This is a genomic window from Paenibacillus sp. FSL H7-0942 (assembly GCF_045040715.1).
Classification (GTDB): Bacteria; Bacillota; Bacilli; order Paenibacillales; family Paenibacillaceae; genus Paenibacillus; species Paenibacillus amylolyticus.
Map to the genome: position 1 here is coordinate 4,846,239 of NZ_CP150279.1, position 21,049 is coordinate 4,867,287.

Below are 21,049 nucleotides of genomic sequence, written 5' to 3' on the forward strand. Positions count from 1 at the left end.
TAATTCGATAAACTTACACATTCTCCTGCAAATCTTTTAAAAGTTTTGTCAGTTTATGTTGAAACATTTCTCGATCCTGCTCTGTGAAAGGCTTTGGGCCTTTCCCGTAATGGCCTCTTTTTCGCGCTTTGGCCGCAGTATGACGAGAATCCAACATGAAATCAATGTCACGATCGTTGAACTCACGACCACGAAAGGACAAAACATAACAACGTTTGCCAAGCGCAAGTGCCGCAAGTCCATAGTCCTGAGTGATAACCACATCATATGGCTTAATATGATTAGCAATATACAGGTCTGCGCTCTGATCACTGCGATCCACTTGCACGGTTCGTACCCCTTCTCCTCCTTGAAGCAAATGATCAAATGAAGAGACTAACAGTACGGGGATGTTGAAAAGGCGAGCGGTTTGCGCAATCTCGGTTTTGACCGGGCAAGCATCACCATCCACAACAATGTGGCGTATATTTAACTCACTCAAACCCAGACCACCCGGTTTCATAAAATAGCTGCATATTGTTATATACGACCCCGGCCAGGCAAAATCCTTCTGCCGGAACGAGGGAAATCAAAGGCTAAAATACGGAGCGGTTGTCAAAAATACATTTCACAACCCGTTCCGTATATTTATACCCTCATATATCCTTCTTTAATACTGAATTTTAGCTTTGCGCCAAGTCTGTGGAAAAGGACTCCTCAAATACGCCCAATTACCAAACTAACTTGGAAAAATCAGCAAATCCTTTCAAGTCACGATCAATAGCCGCAAGCAAGGCAAGTCGATTCGCCCGAACAGCTTCATCCTCTGCCATAACCATGACCGAATCGAAGAATGAGGTAATACCATCCTTCCAGGCAGATGCAATAGCCAGTGCTTCAGCAGCATGATGCTGAGTCAACGCCTGACGATATTCTGCATTCGTTTTGCTCCATGCCTCATGTAACTGACGTTCTCCATCTTCTGTGAACAGTTCTGGATGTACGGAAGCATTGGATGCTTTGGCCGCCAGATTACCCACACGGTTGAACGATTCAACCGTTGTTTTGAATGCGTCTCCTGTCATAACAGCCGCCATCAACGCTTCACCTTTTGGAACCACAGCGCTGATATCATCGAATCCGGAAGAAATTACGGCATCCACTACGTCGTAGCGAACTGTTTCGGACAACAATTTTTTCACACGAAGACCAAAGAAGTCTTGCAGATCTTTACGAACCTCTTCATCTGCACGTTTCAACAGGTTCATCTGGGCATGTACTTGAAGTGCTACTCCGAACACGTCAGACAATGTCAGCGGAAGCTTGTGATCCAGCAAAATCTGTACAATACCTGCAGCCTGACGGCGCAGCGCGTACGGATCCTGTGAACCCGTTGGAATAATATTGATGGAGAAACAACCCACGATTGTATCCATTTTGTCCGCAGCACTCACAATGGCACCAACAAGAGAAGCAGGGGATTGATCTCCAGCGAAACGTGGCTGATAGTGTTCGAATACCGCTTTAGCTACCTCTTCTTTTTCGCCAGCTTTACGAGCGTAATCCTCACCCATCACACCTTGCAGTTCCGGGAATTCTCCCACCATCAGTGTCACCAGATCGAATTTGCAGATATCTGCTGAGCGGCTAACGGATTCAGCAACATCACCGGATACTTGCAGTTTGGCAGCAATTCCATCGGCAATCTTGCGAATACGGCGCACTTTATCTCCAACCGTTCCCAGTTCTTCCTGGAAGACGATACTTTCCAGCTTCGACAATGCATCCTTAATCTGTAGCTTCTGATCTTCCTCATAGAAGAACTTGGCATCAGACAGACGTGCACGCAGAACTTTTTCATTCCCTCTGGCAATAACGTCCAATGAATCACTTCCACCGTTACGAACCGTCACGAAGAATGGCAACAATTGTCCTTCATTGTCCAGTACAGGGAAATAACGCTGATGCTCACGCATGGAAGTAATCAATACTTCTTGTGGAATGTTCAAGAATGAAGAGTCAAATGTCCCGAACAATACGGTAGGTGTTTCCACCAGGAACAGAACTTCCTCCAGCAAGTCTTCCTTAATCGCAATATCCCATTTTTTCTCCGCAGCCAGTGCCTGAATCTGGGATACAATCATCTGTTCACGTTCCTGGATATCAGCAATGACATGTTCGGAACGCAACACTTCCACGTATGAAGACGGAGTGGAAATCACAGCCTCCTTACCGAGGAAACGATGTCCGCGAGTTACATTACCCGACTTAACACCTGTCACTTCCAGATCGATAACCTCACTGCCGAGCATAGCCACAATCCAGCGAATTGGACGTACAAATTTGAAATCATAGGAAGCCCAACGCATGAATTTTGGGAACGTCATGGCATGTAATACAGAAAGTAATCCTTCGCCAACTACAGAAGCCGTCTCCACACCTTTGCTGCTCTTTGTTGCATAGATATATTCGACACCGTTCAGTTCCTTAAACGTGAACTGGTCCGGTTCAACACCTTGACTGCGGGCGAATCCGAGTGCAGCCTTGCTCCAATTGCCACTGTCGTCCTGGGCAATTTTGCGTGAAGGACCTTTCACTTCTTCCTCGATATCTTCCTGCTTTTCAGCCACATTGTGAATCAAAACAGCCAGACGGCGCGGTGTAGCATATGCATTCACTTCACCATAAGCAATGCGGGATGCGTCAAGCCATTTCACGACACGCTCTTGCAGCTGTGCGATTGCTGCGCGCATAAAGCGTGCAGGTACTTCTTCCAACCCGATTTCGAACAATAGATCCTTAGACATGCTCGGCTCCCCCTTTCTTGATCAGCGGGAAGCCTAGCTTCTCACGCTCTTCCATATATGTTGCAGCGACTTGGCGAGCCAGATTACGAACACGTGTGATGTAACCCGTACGTTCCGTTACACTGATGGCTCCACGTGCATCCAACAGGTTGAACGTGTGGGAACATTTCAGCACATAGTCATATGCCGGGAATACCAGATGCTGCGCCATGGCCTTGTTTGCTTCTTCTTCATGCATGTTGAAAAGTGTAAACAGCATTTTGACATCAGATACTTCAAACGTATATTTAGAGTGTTCGAATTCTGGCTGACGGAATACATCACCATAAGTGATGCCTTCCACCCATTCCAGATCAAAAACATTCTCTTTATCCTGAATGTAAGAAGCCAAACGCTCCATACCATACGTAATTTCAACAGCTACCGGATTTGTCTCGATTCCACCGACCTGTTGGAAATACGTAAATTGTGTGATTTCCATTCCGTCCAACCATACTTCCCAACCAAGACCTGCACAACCAAGGGAAGGATTCTCCCAGTTATCTTCAACAAACCGAATATCATGTTTGAGCGGATCAATGCCCAGACGTTTCAGACTTTCCAGGTAAATTTCCTGAATATTGTCCGGTGAAGGCTTGATAATTACCTGGAACTGATGATGCTGGTACAGCCGGTTAGGGTTCTCACCATAACGTCCGTCCGAAGGACGACGGGAAGGCTCCACATAGGCCACTTTCCAAGGTTCGGGTCCAAGCGAACGCAAAAAGGTCATCGGGTTCATCGTACCTGCCCCTTTTTCCGTATCGTATGGCTGGACAATAATACAGTTATGCTCGGCCCAGAATTGTTGCAGCGTTAGAATCATCTGCTGAAAATTCATAATCATGCTCCTTTTCAATGGTTTGTTAGCAAGCTTAGGACGGTGAAGACAACAATAAATAGCCCCCGTCCTACGCCTGTTGTACAGACGTAGGGACGAGAGCTATTCCCGCGGTTCCACCCTACTTGGCTTAGATCAAACAAGATGATCCTGTTCGTTCCAGCCCACTTTTCCGTGTCCATTCATGCTCCCGAGTGCCGTTTCAAAAACCGATTCAGCCAGGCTCCCACCATCCCCGACTCGCTCATTCATGATTCCCAAGTGTTATACAACGACTTGTCTCCATAAATGTAATAAATCCAGTCTTTTACTTTCTCGTTCAATGCATGTCTCATAAAGAGAAATTATATTTCATAATATATAAAATCTAGTATGAAGTCAAGATATAGTTTCACTTCCACCAAAACGCCTCAAATCCCGTACTTCTCCATCTGATCGAGGAAAGAACGGGATTTAAGATTCAGACCAAGCTGATGATCCATAAAAGCACGCATCAACTTTTTGATCTCATCACGGGTAGATTCACTCACTGATATATTCCCCAAGCGCTGCAGATCCAACTGTGCGAACAAACGCAACAACTTCAAAGCCTTTGGACTAACTGACATCGCTGGAGGATCAAAATGTTTGCATGCTCGACACAAGACGCCACCAAGTCTGGGACTTATAAACAACTGCTCATCTGGTCGCTCCTGGTTGCAGGAGATGCACTCATCGAACTGTGGACCATATCCGGATGCCTGTAATATTTTCATTTCGTACAGACTTGTAATAACAACCGGATCTTTCTCTTCCTTCAACGCCTGCAAACACGCCTTTAACTGTTTGAACCAAAATGTACCTGTTTCCTCATCCTGAAGCACCCGATCCAATAGTTCACACGCATAAGAGGCATAAGAGGCCTTGACCAGATCTTCACGCAACTCATGATAGGATTCAACAATTTCTCCAGCGTTCAGCGTGCCTAGACCCGTATTGCGAAAATATACATATTGACCATACGTAAACGGCTGCACCAGTGCAGCATGTCGGCTCTTGGGCTTTTTGGCACCGCGGACGAGTACCCCTACTTTCCCGCCGCTTTCGGTGCAAAGTGTAATGATTTTGTTCCCTTCGCCGTAGTCCATGCTGCGGATGACAATCCCTTCCACCCTGTATAGCATGCCTCGTCACCTAACCATTCCCGAATCAGCCAGTTATCCTTCGGCTTCTTCATCTTCAATCACTTCCCTTGCATTATCCGACTCCTGTCCTAACGAGTTACACGCCTCGGTATATAACAAATAGGACTCCACATCCCCCGTCATCGCAAAAACCTTCCACGAAAAATCTCGCATCGGAATTTCATCCTCTCTTCGGAAATGACGTCTGCATCTACCAAATAGGATGGAGTCTTGCAAGGTAAACTATGTGTTGCAATTACTGGATACAATTCCGACGATCAGTCACGGCCAAAGCCAAGGTCACGCAGAACCCGATCCTGATTTCTCCAGTCTTTTTTCACTTTAACCCACAGGTCCATGAAAATTTTGGAGCCAAGCAAATTCTGAATGTCGTGTCGAGCTCGTTTACCCACTTCTTTCAGAAGGGCACCTTGCTTGCCGATAATGATCCCTTTTTGGGAATCACGTTCCACAAAAATGACGGCTGAGATATAAACGACACCATTATCCTGTACTTTCATATCTTCGATCGTTACAGCAATGGAGTGAGGCACTTCTTCACGAGTCATTTGCAGAATTTTCTCACGAATCAACTCGGCACATACAAACTGCTCCGGATGGTCAGTAACTTGGTCATCAGGATAGTACTGTGGACCTTCTGGCAAATACTTGCCGAGCTGTTCCAGTAATGTGCTGACATTATTGCCATGCTTGGCAGACACAGGCACAATTTCAGCGAAATCGTGTAATTTGCGATACTCTTCAATAAGTGGTAACAGCGCTTCCGGCTCAATTTTGTCAATTTTGTTCATAACGAGAATGACAGGCGTACGGATATTTTTCAGCTGTTCCGCAATATAGCGGTCACCACCGCCCATTCCTTCGGAAGCATCAATCAAGAATAAGGCTGCTTCTACTTCACTCAGTGTGTTCAAAGCGGTCTGGTTCATATAATCGCCTAATTTGGACTGACGTTTATGAATCCCTGGTGTATCCAGAAAAACGATCTGTTGATTGTCCGATGTATATACACCGTGAATTTTATTACGGGTTGTTTGCGGCTTGTCCGACATAATTGCAATTTTCTGTCCGATGACTTGGTTCATCAAAGTGGATTTACCAACGTTAGGACGTCCGATAATGGCTACAAAACCGGATTTGAATTTTTGTTTTTTCATATGTTCCTCCTCAGGCGCCTAGGCCTGGAATGTATTGGTTTATTTTTTGGCAGAATTCAGATCAGAAGGCCCAAAAGCCCAAGGTAACAGTTCAGCAACGGTGGTCTCTTGCAGATCACCTTTCAAATTCCCCAAGATGACTTTCATATCGGGTTCACACAGTTCGTACATGACCTGACGACATACGCCACATGGAGCAATCGGACCATCCGTGTCTCCCACAATGGCAATCGCTGTGAAGCTGCGAGGCTTCTGACCACCTGCAATGGCACTAAACATCGCTGTACGCTCAGCACAGTTACCTGGTGTATACGCAGCATTCTCAATATTACAACCATGATGCACATGACCTTCACTGTCAAGCAAAGCCGCGCCTACACCAAAATGGGAGTATGGCGTGTACGCCTTCGTGCGTGCCTTAATTGCTTCTTGCATTAACAAACCGTTATCCATTCATATTCTCTCCCTTAGGGTGCAATATAAAATCAAACTAGTGCATTTACACTGGACACTCCGCTGTCAGAACAACCTTCCGAGCGCTGTTATCCCCAGATTTTTTTAATCCCTTTTAATAAGGGAAAATCCGGGGATAAAGGCGCACACTCCGTTTCTTTAGGTTTTTTCTGACCTCTCCGTTATCGTGTTTGCATCAAGTAAATTTATATTAGTGTGTAGTATTAAAATCGAATCAAAACAAGGTTAAAACAAAATCAGTACAAACCTAGCCAGCTCATCACCGGCTTAATGAAAACGATACAACCGATGATGACAGCGAATACCGCAGCCAGCAAAACTGCCCCGGCCGCGGTATCCTTTGCCGCTTTTGCCAGCGGATGGATATGGGGGTGTGCCAAGTCAACCGCTGCCTCTACAGCCGTGTTCATCAATTCAGTCACCAGGACCAAAAAGACAGCGGTCAGCACAAACATCCAATCCGTTCTTGAGATTCTGAAAAAAAAGCCGGCTACACACATCAAAATAGCCACTCCCGTGTGAACTCTCACATTACGCTGAGTCCGCAACCCATATGCGATTCCTTCCGCAGCATTGCGGAATACCAGACCCCAGGAGCGTCTTTTCATTATCGTGTCAACCCGGCCTGGGCCAATACCGCTTCTTGTTTGCCCATCATTTCAGCCTCACTCGCTTCATCCTGATGGTCGTATCCGAGCAGGTGCAAGAAACCATGGACAAACAGAAAACCAAGTTCACGTTCAAATGAGTGTCCATACTCTTCACTTTGCAGGATGGTCCGTGGTACGGAAATGATGATGTCTCCAAGAACATCCGGCATTTCTTCCATTTCTTCATCTTCGTCCAGCTCATAGATAATATCTAGTTCTTCATCCACCGTTTCGTTCATCGCAAAAGACAGTACATCCGTAGGACGGTCAATGCCGCGATAATCACGGTTCAACTCATGAATCTGCTCATCATTCACAAAAGTCAGAGCCACTTCCCCGTCTGCAACACCTTCCGCTTCTCCTGCGAGATTCAGCAATTGTTCCAGCATTGCAATCATCGGTTCTGTAATTTCTTTGTCCTGTTGTTCATTATTCCATGCCAGGTTAAGACTCATTCTTTCATAACTCCTGTCTGCTCATATTAGAGGTTGTTCAAAAAAAGCATTTCTAGCTTCATCCCATCTTCTCGGTACTGAAAACCGGCCTTTTTGAACACGAACTATTATTGAATTAGCCTGCTTCGGGTGAAGTTGGCTTTGGTTTCTTAATTTCCTCCGGATATTCGATCCTGGAGTGGAAGATACCCATCACCGTTTCCTTCAATGTTCTGGCGACGATATCCAGTTCACGCATCGTAAGGTCACAATCATTGAATTGATGATCGTCCAATCGTCCTTTAATAATCTTCTCAATCATGGACTCCACTTGTTCCACTGTCGGTTTGCGCAAAGATCTCACAGCAGCCTCTACACTATCAGCAATGCCAACAATAGCCGATTCCTTGGACTGAGCCTTCGGCCCAGGGTAACGGAAATCTTCTTCCGTGAAATCAGGCTCAACGCCTGCTTCTTCCGCCTGGCGCAGTGCTTTGTGATAGAAATAGTGGAGAAATGTCGTGCCGTGATGCTGTTCCGCAATATCCCGAATAGGTCTGGGCAGCTTGTAATCCTTCTGCATTTCCACCCCATCGCGCGCATGGGCAACGATAATGGATTTGCTCAGTTTAGGATCAATTGAATCATGTGGATTCTCCATATTGTTCTGATTTTCAATAAAATAGATGGGCCGCTTCGTCTTGCCAATATCATGATAATACGAACCGACTCGGCATAGCAATCCGTTAGCTCCTATGGCTTCTGCTGCTGCTTCGGACAGATTCCCTACCATAACGCTGTGATGATAGGTACCCGGTGTCTCCGTCAGCAACTTGCGAAGAAGCGGATGGTTCGGATTAGATAGTTCTACCAGTTTGAGCGCTGATAAAATGCCAAATGAAGTTTCGAAAAATGGCATCAGCCCAATGACCAGTATGGCAGTCAGCACGCCACCAGCAAATGCAAACCCAACGCCATACAGTGTCGTGGTTCGATTCCAATCTCCCGAGTCAATCAAAGCCAAGGTGAAGACGGCTATGGACCCGAACAGACAGACCATAATGGCCCCTTTCAGGATCGTTGATCGCTGGCTAGCCTTATGAGTTGCGAAGATCGCAACAAATGAAACCAATACAGCAAAGAAACCTAGTTCGAAGTCAAAAAGTTGACCCTGATGTGTATTCAAAATAATGCTGGACAACATACCGATCAAAATCGAACATACAAAGGCAAGCGAGGTATCCAGTAACAAGGCAATTAACATCGCTCCTACCGCAACAGGTGCAAGGAAGCCAACATAAGACCTCTCATTGGTCTGGATAATCGCCGTCACATGCATAACCACAATCGTAATAATAAAAATGAGAACAAGCATCAACAGCTGGGCATTATTATACTTAAAATGTGTTCCGCTGCCTTGCTGAATATACATCAGAATGGCTGCTGACAACAGGCAGGAAAACATAAGAAGTCCAAGCTGCGGCCAGTAGTTCACTTCATTTTTCAGCAAATCATTCTCACCCAGCAAAGTATACATCTCCGGGGTGATCATCTCACCCTTGGCAACTAATGTGTCCCCTTGCTTGATAAAGACGGTTTGCGTGTTCTCACGCGCCTGTACTTTGGCTTCCTTAGTTCCCTCTTCATCGTAGAAGCGGTTCGCGGTCACCACAAGGCGAGCAAGCTCTTGCACGACCTCACGTTGCGTACGCTTACCAAGAGAGCTGACACTCACCATCTCGGCTACTTTGGCACGAGCAGTGGTTGCATCGCTGATCTGATCCGTCATTAACCGGGCAACAATATCCCTCGCAACCGGTTTCATCTCCTGGATATCATCCGATGTCAGACGCGAGATTTTGATGTAAGTTTCTTCGGGAATACGGTAGCTTTGCTCCTGTACCACATTTCTGATTTCTTCCAAAAGAGTCTCGGAGTATGTACCGGCTTTCCGATTATTATTGATATAGTTGGTCACAAAATCCTTCTGGCGCTGTGGAATTTCATCCCGATAAATATCAATCTTATCCTGACTTGAAATCTGATCATCCTGATTTAATCGATCTACACGATCAAGCAGGGTAGTCATCAAATTTTCGTTTCGCAACTGGACAATCTGAAATATCGGCTGTACCCGTTCAGCAGCTTCTTCCTGTGCTTTGAGTGTGGCCTTGTTATTCGGAATCTGCATGGGCGCAGCAATGTCCACTTCACTCCGTGTCCCTTCCTGAATATCATAGCGCTCAGGGAGCAGTTTGGAAGCCAGACTGACGTAGAAAAGAATCACCAGAAACAAAAACAGAAGATAGCGTGCCCACACGCTATACTTCCATCCTGTAGCCTTATTCTGAAAAGATTTGCCTTTTGACGGTTCCTTCGAGGTCACTTTAGACAATCCCTTTCTATGCTTGATTTTCTGCGGCGTGGTTGTAAGCCACGATAATTTTCTGGACAAGGGAATGCCGTACAACATCTTGCTCGGCAAAATAGACAAATCCAATCTCGTTAACTTCATTCAAGATCGTATTCGCTTCCACAAGCCCGGATTTCTTACCACGCGGTAAATCAATCTGTGTCACGTCTCCGGTGATGACCATTTTGGAGCCAAAACCAAGACGGGTTAGAAACATCTTCATCTGTTCCGGCGTTGTGTTCTGTGCTTCATCCAGAATGATGAAGGAGTCATCCAGCGTACGCCCCCGCATGTAGGCGAGTGGCGCGATTTCGATTAACCCTCGCTCCAGTGCCTTAGCGGTCTGTTCCTGTCCCATAACGTCATATAGGGCATCGTACAGTGGTCTCAGATAAGGGTCTACCTTCTCCTGAAGATCACCTGGCAAAAATCCAAGACTCTCTCCCGCTTCAACAGCAGGCCGTGTGAGTACAATGCGTTTGACGCTACCTTCTTTAATCGCGGCAACAGCCAGTACAACAGCAAGGTAGGTTTTACCCGTACCGGCAGGACCAATGCCAAATACAATATCACGTTTTTTAATTGTAGTTACATAGTGCTTCTGTCCAATGGTTTTAACACGGATTGGTTTACCTCGATATGTCGTCGTAATCTCGCCCTTGAACAGATCCAATAGCTGGTCTGCCCGCATATCCTTGGCAAGTTCAATCGCATACTTCACATCTCTCTCGGTTAACACATATCCATTGCGTATCAATTGCAGTAACACATCAAATAATTGTTCAAGCGATTCCACCTGCTGTGCGTTGCCAAAAATCACAATCTCCGCTTCACGGGATGCAATCTGGGCGGGAATCTCGGATTCAATCAGTTTAAGAAAAGTATCTTGGGGTCCAAAAAGAGATTGGCCCTCTCCCGCACTCTGGAGGGAGATTTGTATGCTGCGTGTTTGCTCTGACAAATATCCTCATTCTCCTTGACTATGGACTAGCGGAAGTTCTTCCGCAATGCTTTCTTCTACTTCAAATAAGACTTTCATATAAACTTTACCATTCTCTTTCTTCTCATGCAAAATTTTTTCACTTATAATTTTTGTTCCTTTGCCGTTTTTGGCGATAATATCGTTCCTTGCTCCTTCCAATCCTTTCGTTCTGGCCCATTCTATCGTCTGTTGTTGCTCATGCTCTCGGGTCTCCAGATCTTTCTCTGTCAGCCAACCCATAGGAAGTGTAAAGGATCGCCACGTTAATGGTTTATGATTACTCTCGGTATCAAATGAACTGAACGGTGTACTTCCGTACCCCCACAGTTGAATCGCCCAATTCCCCAGTACCATGTAAAAACGTTCTTTGCTCTCACCTGTCATTGTATTATGTTTTTGCACTAGCGGAACCTCTACCTGATACTCACGCCATACCAGACCACGAACTTCGCCTTTGGCAACGATTGTTTTGGTGTTCTCCTCATCCCCGAGAATCCCTGAGATCAATACCTGACCCTTTTTGACACGCATGTCCTTCTGAACAACAGGGCGTCCCTGCTCCGCATAGATTTGAGTGACCACAGCATCTGACTTACTGATCAGATGTCTGGGGTTCAGTAATGGTTCGCGCTTTGGTTGGGCAGATTCTACGACCTGAATGGTAATGGTTGTCCCCTCTTTGCTCACGCCAATCCAGGTTACATCCGGCAGAGCGAGTGCAAGCTGCCTGGAGAGCTTGTCTTGGCTTTGCAGACGGAACCCCCATTGCAAAGGATATATGCCCTCTTTCTTCGCTGCTGCAAGCACCTCGTCGGTGGGAATGGTGACGTTACCCTTGACCTCCACACTCCATACCATGGACGACAACGCAAACAAAGCTGCCACAAAAAACAGCATACCCCCAAGAAAGAACTTCCTCCGCAATAATCGGGCCGCAAAAAAGGGGAAACCGCTGCGATGGGTTACTTTCACCCTGCAGCCTGTCCGTTTCAACACAGGACGCAACCTGAAAAAATGCGGCAGCAGAATATTCATCTCTGCCACGCGTCCATCGTGAGCACGCAGGTCCCAAACTTCCAGTCCCTGCTCTGCCACCGTGTTGATTAATGTTTCAATGTCTCCCCCAGTGACCGTTATTCGGACTGCTCCCCGCAGTTTGTACAGACTGGGCTGCTTCATCCGTTCCCCTCCACTCCATTCATATGAATATCCAGAATCCTTCCTTCGACAGCTACTTCATCCGGCAAAATATTACGTATCACCAAGGCAGTTCCTTTGATCTCTAACTGGCCTTGGGAAAGAGCCAACACGATACGATCCGGCGTGAAATGGATGACACCGCGATGGTTCTCTATATACAGTTGCTTACTGCCGATCAGGGTTAACCGTGGCATATCATAAAGCACATCCTGCGGCAGATCCAACACTTCACTGGTCCATCTGCGCAGCTTGCGGCTGATCCGGGTCATTCGAAGGTCTTCCCCCTTCCTCTACAGTTCAACTTATGCGCAGATTCATGAATTTATGAAAATTCCGGGGCGTGTTAGGGACGAATGTTGAGAAAAAAGGATAGAACACAGAAAAAGCCGTCTCCGGCGGCTTTATGCTCACCAGAGACGGCTTTATTTCCGTCCAATAAATTGACTTGTTTACAGTTTTCCTCTTGTACCAAACGGTTGCTTGGAACGAGGGGAACCCAGTACTTCTGCCCACAGGACACCTGTGCGAATGTCTGCCGGACGAAGCGGAGACGCTCCCGATCCATCGCTGCTGGTCTCATCCCAACTGGAATCAGACACAACTGGCCGATTCGCAGAAGAGATGCGATTCAAGCGTTCTTCGATCAAACGTTGCTGTTCTTCCATGCCTCTCATCTGTTCCTCAAGTGAATTTGCCATCGCACTCATCGTGCCCTCACTTCTGTAGTCAGTTGCGGGGCGAGAAGATGCAGCAGGCTCCGAATACGGCTCATCATACTGATTCTCATATTGCACGTCATCATACCGATCATCATACTGTTCATCATAGCGGGGGTCTGTAGGTCCGGAAGACTGCTGCGGAGATGAATTGTCTCTTGAACGTTCATCCCGGCCTGAATCACCACTGCCTCCAAATGTAGGCATCCCGTTGGCAGGACGCTTTTTGTTCGGATCAGCCGATTTGGCAGCTTTCCCCAAGAAGGAGAAGAGTGCAAAACCGATGACGGCCACAATATACAAATTATCAAAAATCCATTCAAATAGGCCCATATGCACTCACCGCCTATCTTCCGTTTTTGGAATCACCCTGATCGTTGGAATTCGAACCTTCACCAGGTTTTCCCAATGTGTTGCGCATTTGAGTATCCGCTTCAATGTTCTTCAGGTTCATATAATCCATCACACCGATTTTACCGTTACGAAGTGCCTCAGCCATTGCCAAAGGTACTTGGGACTCGGATTCAACAACGCGTGCTCTCATTTCCACTACGCGTGCTTTCATCTCTTGCTCTTGGGCTACGGCCATTGCGCGACGCTCTTCGGCTTTTGCCTGAGCGATACGTTTGTCAGCTTCTGCTTGCTCTGTTTGCAAGAAGGCACCAATGTTTTTACCTACATCAACGTCCGCAATATCAATGGACAGGATTTCAAAAGCAGTACCAGCATCCAGACCTTTGGACAATACAGTACGAGAGATCAGATCCGGATTTTCCAGGACGTCTTTGTGAGAATTGGAGGAACCGTTCGTACTTACGATACCTTCACCAACACGGGCGATGATCGTTTCTTCACCAGCACCACCGACGAGACGATCAATGTTGGCACGAACCGTAACCCGTGCTCTAACTTTAACTTCAATACCATCTTTGGCAACCGCAGAGACAATCGGTGTTTCGATAACTCGTGGGTTAACACTCATCTGTACGGCTTGTAATACGTCACGACCTGCGAGGTCAATCGCAGCAGCACGTTCAAATTCGAGTGGAATGTTGGCACGTTGTGCAGCAATCAGAGCGTTTACAACACGGTCAACGTTACCACCGGCCAAGAAGTGACTTTCCAGTTGGTTCATTGAAAGTTTAAGACCAGCTTTAGTTGCTTTAATCATTGGATTAACGATACGGCTAGGCGTTACACGTCTCAGTCTCATCGCTACCAGTGTAATAATACTTACGCGTACGCCGGATGCAATCGCTGAAACCCAGAGCATAACCGGGAAAAAGCTGAAGAATACGCTCAATACGATAATACCTACTACCGCAATGAGCAAAATCGTAATCATAGATGTGTCCATTTAATTTCCTCCATTTGCAATTTGAATTTGATAAAAATATTTGAGAATACACTCTTGAGTCCGCTGCTAAATGAAAGAATGCACCACCTTGCTGGCAGCTTCAGCTACGTGGTTATGTACATTGCCGAAGCGTTAATCCGCTTCGACAACAGAGCGAGTTACACCGGCAAAGCTTGCTGAACCACAATCCGGGTACCTTCCGCTTTAATCACAATAATCGGAGTATCGATGGGAATAAAATCTCCGTCGGTCACAACGTCAATTCGTTCCCCTTCAAACATCGCTGTTCCAGAAGGACGAAGTGGTGTCAGACTGATTCCTTGCAGACCAACCAGCTCTTTACGTTCTGTGGCTGATGAATAACCCCGATCCGCAGACATGCTATCACTCAGTATGAAGCGATTCCATATCCCTCGATCCTTAAAGATAATTGAGATGATCGCAATGACTACCAGTGCTGCTCCAAAAGCGATACCTAGAGATACAAATGCATCACTCGTATCATAAGCAGCCCTTACAACACCGGCCACAAGCGCAATTGATCCCAAAATCCCCAGAATACCAAAGCTCGGAATAAACATCTCCAGAATCATCATGATGAGTCCGACGGTAAATAGCACCCATGTCTCTGCTCCGGCAAATCCCGCAATGTAATTACCCGAGAAATACAACACGAAACACACGATACCTACAATACCAGGAACTCCAAAACCAGGAACAATCAATTCAATGATCACACCCGCGATTCCGAGGAACAATAACACAGTCATAACAACCGGATTAGTAAGAAAAGAGGAAATATTCTCCGCTGTTGTTCGTTCTACCTTAAATACGTCATCTTGACTGTAACCTGCCCAAGCTGCCGCTTCTTCCGGTGTGTTACTGATGTGGTCGGCATAACCAACTTTCAGCGCTTCTTCAGCCGAGAGAGCAATAATTTCACCTTTTTGCTTGGTTTTATTGATCTCTGGCATTTCAACAACGATGTTAACATCCGTCATTCCAGCTGCAATCTTGCCATCACGACCACTGATTTCAGCCGCTCCCTGCATTTTGCTTTTCCAGAATGCAACAAGCTTTGGATCATCAACATGTTTACCCGTACTGTCGACCATTGCTGCCGCACCAATCATACTGCCTGGTGACATTACGATCTTATCTGCATTCAGAGCCAGAAAACTCCCTGCTGAAGCAGCATCTCCACGAACAAATGCAACAGTCTCAATCGGACTGTCCTTAATTAGGGTACCTAATGCTTCTGCAGTGTCGACACGGCCTCCCGGCGTATTGATATCAAGAACGATCAGGCCAGCATTCATCTCTTCTGCTTGCTTGAACCCGCGTTCCATGAACTTGCCAAGTCCCTGCTCGATTGGTTTATCAACCGGAATAATATATACGGCACCACTCTTCTCAGCTGCATGCGCTGACGGTGATCCAATCCAGACAGGAAGCAACAGCGTCAGCAGCATTAAGAGCATCAATGGCCCCGTAAGCTTCTTCCGGCGCTTTCCCTTCACAATAGTCCCCCCTTTTCCATTAATGTTATACTGTCCAGCTTATGGTATTTATTACGTGCAATGCAACATTTCGTTTCAAAATCTTAAAATTATATTTGAAAACTCAATCAATTGCAAGAATAAAAATCCATAATAATATATATTAACCATTAAAAAGAAATTTCGTCATCCCAAGGACATGATGCCTTCTGATAAATGGAAAAAACACCTCCTGACAAGTCAGAAGGTGTTTATTGATTTGCTTTATTGCAGAAATTGTTGAACTGCTTGATTTACCAGTTTGCCGTCCGCTTTGCCTTTAACTTTCGGCATAAGGGCCGCCATGACTTTCCCCATCTCGGCTTTCGAAGAAGCACCGGTTTCCTGGATGGTCTGCTGTACAATAACTTTAATTTCTTCTTCGGTAAGCTGTGTGGGAAGGTACTGGATGAGTACTTCAATTTCCGCTTTTGCATTTGCCGCGAGATCTTCACGGCCCGCTTTGTCAAATTCTTGGAGGGCATCTTTGCGCTGTTTGATTTCACGACTCAGGATATCAAGCACTTCGTTGTCATCCAAATCTCTTTTCAAATCTATTTCAAGATTCTTGATCGTCGAACGAATCAACCGAATGTTGGAGAGTCTGAACTTGTCCTTACTCTTCATCGCTTGCTTCATATCTTCGTTCAATCGTTCGCTAAGATTCATGTAATTAAAATCCTCCTAAAACTTTCTCTTACGAGCAGCCTCGGACTTTTTCTTGCGCTTTACGCTTGGCTTCTCATAATGCTTACGTTTCTTCACCTCAGCCAATACGCCATCTTTAGCGATGGAGCGTTTAAAACGACGAAGTGCAGCATCAATAGTCTCGTTTTTGCGAACTTTAGTTTCAGACACCAGTTTTCCCTCCCTCCGACCAGACCGTCCAAGAGCAATAACACGGTTCATCATCTTACATTATAGGCGAAAGATAATAAAGGTGTCAACCTCAATGTAATGATCACTTATTTGAATCCATTTTATAACTCAAAGGTATTATGAAATGAATTCATTATATAAGCATTTGGTCACACATTCGTGGATTTAATGCATATGACTAAATCCTCAATAGTAGTACCCATTAGCTCGTTTATTTGTGAGAATCGGACAGACTTGTTAACACGCCAAGTCTGGTACCACCCAACAAATGGTAATGCAGATGATGAACGGTTTGTTCTCCATCCTTACCACAATTGTTGATTAATCGATATCCTGTTTCCTCCACGCCAAGACGCTTCGCCGCTTCTTGAGCAGCCAGATGAATCTCGCCGATCAATGGCAGATCTTCTGCAGTAACTTCATTCATGGAAGCAATATGTTTCTTCGGAATGACAAGAACATGTGTCGGTGCAGCGGGCTGGATGTCATGAAAAACGATAACATGGTCATTCTCCAGTACTTTATTGGAGGGAATGCTGCCCTCTACAATTTTGCAAAATAAGCAATCCATAGTTCATACCCTCCTTTGTATTCCAGTGTATGTATTCCCCTCTATCATACTAAAAGTAAAAACCCACGTCCAATCTTTAGACACACAACCAGGTATTCTAGGTCAACTCTCCATCTATCATCGAGCCGAACACTATACAACATTGGATGTATACCAAGCTCTTTTATCGAAATATGGTTTTATCACGCACTTTTCCCAATTAAACAAATATGTATGGTTAATGACAGACAAAAGGAGATTGGTTAATTTGACCGTTTATCAACATGTGCAGGAACTTATAGGTAATACACCTCTGCTTGAATTAACTCGTTATCCATTACCGGAAGGAATCCGCCTGTTCGCCAAACTGGAATTCATGAATCCCGGAGGAAGTGTGAAAGACCGGATCGGCAAGTTTTTATTGGAGAAGGCCTTGGCACGAGGAGATGTTAAACCAGGTGGAACGGTGATCGAAGCTACTGCAGGCAACACAGGAATTGGTCTTGCAATGGCGGCTGTAGGCCTGAATTTAAAGGTCATTTTCACGGTACCTCAGAAGTTCAGTGTTGAGAAGCAGCAGTTGATGAAAGCCCTTGGTGCTACGGTCGTCAACACACCCACATCCGAAGGAATCACTGGTGCCATACGCAAGGCGGAATCGCTGGCGAAAGAAATACCGGGTTCGTATATTCCAGGTCAGTTCTCCAATGCAGATAACCCACTCGCACATTATGAACATCTGGGTCCTGAGATTTGGCGTGATCTGAACGGGCAGGTGGATGTATATGTCGCCGGAGCCGGGTCTGGCGGAACTTTCATGGGAGTATCTCGCTATTTGAAGGAGCAAAAACCGTTAATTAAAACATGTATCGTAGAACCCGAAGGTTCGATACTCACAGGAGGTCCATCGGGACCACATCGTACAGAAGGAATAGGGGTCGAAACGTTATCTTCTTTTATGGATGTGAGTTACTTTGATGCCATTCATACGATCTCAGATGAAGATGCCTTTGAGCGGGTAAAGGATCTGGCCTTGTTGGAAGGCTTACTGGTAGGAAGTTCCTCAGGTGCAGCTATGCAAGCCGCATTAAACGAAGCTGTTCACGCAGCTCCCGGAAGTAACATCGTTGTTATTTTCCCGGATAGCAGCGAACGGTATTTAAGCCAAAATATCTATAATGGAGGACAATGAAATGAGACCAAAAACCAAGCTGATTCATGCAGGTATTGTTGGTGATACACACACTGGAGCAGTGAGTGTACCGATCTATCAAGTAAGCACGTATGAGCAAGAATCGGTTGGCGTACACAAAGGATACGAGTATTCACGAACAGGCAACCCTACCCGTCATGCGTTGGAAGAAGTCATTAAAGAACTGGAGGATGGCGTTCGAGGTTTTGCTTTTAGTTCGGGCATGGCTGCAATTCACGCTGTACTATCTCTGTTGAAAACTGGAGATCACGTCATTCTGACGGATGACGTATACGGCGGGACTTACCGCATTTTCACCAAGGTGCTGAATCGTCTGGGGATCGAGTCTACCTTTGTAGATACCACCTCACTACAAGCACTGGAGCAGGCTTTGCAATCCAATACAAAGGCCATTTATGTAGAAACACCTACCAATCCGTTACTCAAGGTCACCGATATTACTGCTGTAGCGAAATGGTCAAAACAACATGAATTGTTATTCATTGTGGACAACACGTTTAGTACGCCTTATTGGCAGACCCCGCTGGCTCTGGGAGCGGATATTGTATTGCATTCTGCAACGAAATACATCGGCGGTCATAGCGATGTCGTGGCAGGACTTGCGGTTGTCAACAGCGAGCAACTTGGTGAAGATCTGCATTTTATTCAAAATGCAATTGGCGCAGTCCTGGGCCCTATGGATTCCTGGCTATTAATGCGAGGTCTTAAAACATTGGGATTACGGATGGAAGCGCAAGAACGCAATACAGAGCAGCTTGTGACATTTTTGAATCAACATCCAGCAGTAAGCAAAGTTTATTATCCCGGGTTACCCGATCATCCACAGCATAAGCTTGCTTCCACGCAAGCGAGAGGATATGGCGGTATGGTTTCCTTTGATGTAGGCAGTGCTGAAAAAGTAAATGACGTGTTAAGCAAAATCCGTTATTTCACATTGGCTGAAAGTCTGGGCGCGGTGGAAAGTTTAATTTCTGTCCCTGCCCGAATGACACATGCTTCCATTCCCTATGAACGTCGGCAAGAATTGGGGATCACGGATGGTTTGATTCGGATCTCCGTTGGGATCGAGGATGTTGAAGATTTACTTGAGGATTTGAAATCTGCATTAAATTAAGGGCATTTTGAAGTCCATGCTGGCTGATCTTGGAGAAGGAGTAGTGAGCGATGGACGATTTTCCAAGGAACAAGGACGTCTTATTTGATGTTCAGGCTCTCATTTGAAATTATAAGGAACATCAGGCACGTTATTTCCCGAAATAACTCAAAAAAATGCTGAAAGCGGCTGTTTATTCGGTTATAACGTGTATCAGATTCCTTAAAATTCTGCGGGCGCTTCAAAGGCTTGAATAAGATGCCTCAGATTCGTCAGCGCTCACATCATGCTCCGCTCCTCCAACCGCGGGCAAGAGAACAGCATCGATTCCACACGAAGCGAAGCTTTTTATGGAATAGAGAATTAAAGCTATGCGGTGTCTTGATCGTTAGCTCGCACATAGAAACGTTCTCGCATATTCAGGATGCAGTACACCGATTGCTGCTGCGTACACGTTCAGGTCAGGTTCTGCTTTCAGCAAGTTTGAATACACGTTATGTGCTACCCGTTTTTCTTCGCTCTTACACTAATTAGGTTTAAAAAAAGGTCATACCTTACAGAAGTTCGCTTCTGCACAGGCATGACCTTTTTAGATATTCGGTATGTTGCCCGTTGTATTGCAATGACTGTTGCGATACATCAGGCTGAGACTACATATGTGATAAGACCTCTCTATTTCATGCTGTACGGTACCATGAATGAAACATCCATCCTCAGCTTGTTATTTTCAAGATTTTCATAGGATGCCCATAGGGTACATAAAAATGTGTCACTTGCAGTTATGACTGTTTTTTCTAATCTCAATAGTACGGTAAAAGGGTTAATGCTGTAAGCGCAAATAACGGGAGCACCAGTCGGTTAAAACGTCTACGGCCATAACCATAATACGGATAAGGCGTAGGGTAGCCGTAACCTGGATAAAATCCGCGAGTATGACCTATTGGATAGTTTGCTCCAGGCATTGCATTTGGAGCCCAGTTCGCATGATTCACCATGGCTTCCGGTCCAACCGGAACAGCCAGGTAAATCATTTCGTCATCCACATTTTCCATAATGCCATCGTAGTGCATACCATCATTCATCTGTACACATACATAACGGTGCATGTGTTCCTTACATATTTTCTTCGCTTCCACTTTTTCCACTTGCCAACGCCTCCCTGATTCAGCTCTTGATCACCTTTTCATGGTATTCAGAACTGGGCGAATTGACACTACTGATGAGAAAACACAAAAAAAGAAGCACCCCGTGAGCGGCTTCCTTGGAAGTCTGCTGCGCGGACATCTATTCAGGAAACGTCCTGATCAGATGTCCGCCGGGGTACTTAAATAAAGTTTGTCGGCTTAACTGTAGTATAACAGTGGGATGAACCTGTATCTGTGATGTAACTCACTCCGCTATGTTATAAAAGCAAGAAAAGAAATATTTTCACAAAAATAACATTCCGTAATCGTGCGTGTTTAATAGGCACCATTCGTAATCAAAAGTGGACTTTTTGAACAACCTCTAATATTCATTTTGCTTGGACTATTGGCGCTTCTAT

At 45.6% G+C, this 21,049-nt stretch carries 22 protein-coding genes; 2 read left to right on the plus strand and 20 right to left on the minus strand.

What is annotated here, in order from left to right:
• Positions 1–13: 13 nt before the first annotated feature.
• The 19 genes from MHI48_RS21590 to MHI48_RS21680 form a co-directional block, all read right to left on the minus strand.
• The gene (locus MHI48_RS21590; RefSeq protein ID WP_017687254.1) at positions 14–481 is read right to left on the minus strand and encodes a YaiI/YqxD family protein; all 468 of its coding nucleotides are present in this window, start codon (positions 479–481) and stop codon (positions 14–16) included.
• A gap of 229 nt (positions 482–710) precedes the next feature.
• The gene (gene glyS, locus MHI48_RS21595) at positions 711–2,786 is read right to left on the minus strand and encodes a glycine--tRNA ligase subunit beta (RefSeq protein WP_076328104.1); all 2,076 of its coding nucleotides are present in this window, start codon (positions 2,784–2,786) and stop codon (positions 711–713) included.
• On the minus strand, positions 2,779–3,666 hold the full coding sequence (gene glyQ, locus MHI48_RS21600) for a glycine--tRNA ligase subunit alpha (RefSeq protein WP_017687252.1): 888 nt from the start codon (positions 3,664–3,666) through the stop codon (positions 2,779–2,781). The genes glyS and glyQ overlap by 8 nt, the downstream gene beginning before the upstream one ends.
• A 410-nt stretch (positions 3,667–4,076) precedes the next feature.
• A complete protein-coding gene (recO, locus tag MHI48_RS21605) occupies positions 4,077–4,829 on the minus strand; it encodes a DNA repair protein RecO (protein ID WP_047843778.1) in 753 nt (250 codons plus the stop codon).
• A gap of 33 nt (positions 4,830–4,862) precedes the next feature.
• Positions 4,863–5,003: a YqzL family protein gene (locus MHI48_RS21610; RefSeq protein WP_074095877.1), complete on the minus strand. Its 141-nt coding sequence runs from the start codon at positions 5,001–5,003 to the stop codon at positions 4,863–4,865.
• A gap of 104 nt (positions 5,004–5,107) precedes the next feature.
• Entirely contained in the window at positions 5,108–6,007 is a 900-nt protein-coding gene (gene era, locus MHI48_RS21615) for a GTPase Era (RefSeq protein ID WP_017687248.1), read from the minus strand.
• A 39-nt stretch (positions 6,008–6,046) separates the two neighbouring features.
• Positions 6,047–6,460: a cytidine deaminase gene (locus MHI48_RS21620; protein ID WP_036615035.1), complete on the minus strand. Its 414-nt coding sequence runs from the start codon at positions 6,458–6,460 to the stop codon at positions 6,047–6,049.
• A 257-nt stretch (positions 6,461–6,717) separates the two neighbouring features.
• Positions 6,718–7,089 (minus strand): diacylglycerol kinase family protein, encoded by a 372-nt coding sequence (locus MHI48_RS21625; protein ID WP_017687246.1) that lies wholly within the window; start codon positions 7,087–7,089, stop codon positions 6,718–6,720.
• Entirely contained in the window at positions 7,089–7,586 is a 498-nt protein-coding gene (gene ybeY, locus MHI48_RS21630) for an rRNA maturation RNase YbeY (RefSeq protein WP_036674804.1), read from the minus strand. Before ybeY ends, MHI48_RS21625 begins: the two co-directional genes overlap by 1 nt.
• 115 nt (positions 7,587–7,701) lie before the next feature.
• Positions 7,702–9,951 (minus strand): HD family phosphohydrolase, encoded by a 2,250-nt coding sequence (locus MHI48_RS21635; protein WP_036615038.1) that lies wholly within the window; start codon positions 9,949–9,951, stop codon positions 7,702–7,704.
• A gap of 16 nt (positions 9,952–9,967) precedes the next feature.
• Positions 9,968–10,939, minus strand: coding sequence for a PhoH family protein (locus MHI48_RS21640; protein WP_017687243.1), 972 nt, complete (start codon positions 10,937–10,939; stop codon positions 9,968–9,970).
• A 6-nt stretch (positions 10,940–10,945) separates the two neighbouring features.
• The gene (gene yqfD / locus MHI48_RS21645) at positions 10,946–12,139 is read right to left on the minus strand and encodes a sporulation protein YqfD (protein ID WP_076318860.1); all 1,194 of its coding nucleotides are present in this window, start codon (positions 12,137–12,139) and stop codon (positions 10,946–10,948) included.
• Positions 12,136–12,429: a sporulation protein YqfC gene (gene yqfC / locus MHI48_RS21650; protein ID WP_076318859.1), complete on the minus strand. Its 294-nt coding sequence runs from the start codon at positions 12,427–12,429 to the stop codon at positions 12,136–12,138. The genes yqfD and yqfC overlap by 4 nt, the downstream gene beginning before the upstream one ends.
• A gap of 180 nt (positions 12,430–12,609) precedes the next feature.
• The gene (locus MHI48_RS21655) at positions 12,610–13,209 is read right to left on the minus strand and encodes a hypothetical protein (protein ID WP_076318858.1); all 600 of its coding nucleotides are present in this window, start codon (positions 13,207–13,209) and stop codon (positions 12,610–12,612) included.
• 13 nt (positions 13,210–13,222) lie between these two features.
• Positions 13,223–14,233 (minus strand): flotillin-like protein FloA, encoded by a 1,011-nt coding sequence (floA, locus tag MHI48_RS21660; protein WP_036615045.1) that lies wholly within the window; start codon positions 14,231–14,233, stop codon positions 13,223–13,225.
• A gap of 158 nt (positions 14,234–14,391) precedes the next feature.
• Positions 14,392–15,714 (minus strand): nodulation protein NfeD, encoded by a 1,323-nt coding sequence (locus MHI48_RS21665; RefSeq protein WP_051447387.1) that lies wholly within the window; start codon positions 15,712–15,714, stop codon positions 14,392–14,394.
• Between the two features lie 282 nt (positions 15,715–15,996).
• Positions 15,997–16,440, minus strand: a complete 444-nt coding sequence (locus tag MHI48_RS21670; protein ID WP_017687237.1) for a GatB/YqeY domain-containing protein — start codon at positions 16,438–16,440, stop codon at positions 15,997–15,999.
• A gap of 15 nt (positions 16,441–16,455) precedes the next feature.
• Positions 16,456–16,629, minus strand: coding sequence for a 30S ribosomal protein S21 (rpsU, locus tag MHI48_RS21675; RefSeq protein ID WP_005547957.1), 174 nt, complete (start codon positions 16,627–16,629; stop codon positions 16,456–16,458).
• A gap of 232 nt (positions 16,630–16,861) precedes the next feature.
• A complete protein-coding gene (locus MHI48_RS21680) occupies positions 16,862–17,221 on the minus strand; it encodes a histidine triad nucleotide-binding protein (protein WP_024628477.1) in 360 nt (119 codons plus the stop codon).
• 220 nt (positions 17,222–17,441) lie between these two features.
• Between MHI48_RS21680 and MHI48_RS21685 the strand changes: the two genes are divergently transcribed.
• Together MHI48_RS21685 and MHI48_RS21690 are read left to right on the plus strand one after the other, a co-directional pair.
• Positions 17,442–18,392, plus strand: coding sequence for a PLP-dependent cysteine synthase family protein (locus tag MHI48_RS21685; protein WP_405141723.1), 951 nt, complete (start codon positions 17,442–17,444; stop codon positions 18,390–18,392).
• A 1-nt stretch (position 18,393) separates the two neighbouring features.
• Positions 18,394–19,527 carry a bifunctional cystathionine gamma-lyase/homocysteine desulfhydrase gene (locus tag MHI48_RS21690; protein WP_076328106.1) on the plus strand — a complete coding sequence of 378 codons (1,134 nt, stop codon included), beginning with the start codon at positions 18,394–18,396 and terminating at the stop codon, positions 19,525–19,527.
• Between the two features lie 779 nt (positions 19,528–20,306).
• On the opposite strand, the gene MHI48_RS21695 is transcribed toward MHI48_RS21690, so the two are convergent.
• The gene (locus MHI48_RS21695; protein WP_036674796.1) at positions 20,307–20,651 is read right to left on the minus strand and encodes a hypothetical protein; all 345 of its coding nucleotides are present in this window, start codon (positions 20,649–20,651) and stop codon (positions 20,307–20,309) included.
• Between the last annotated feature and the right edge of the window lie 398 nt (positions 20,652–21,049).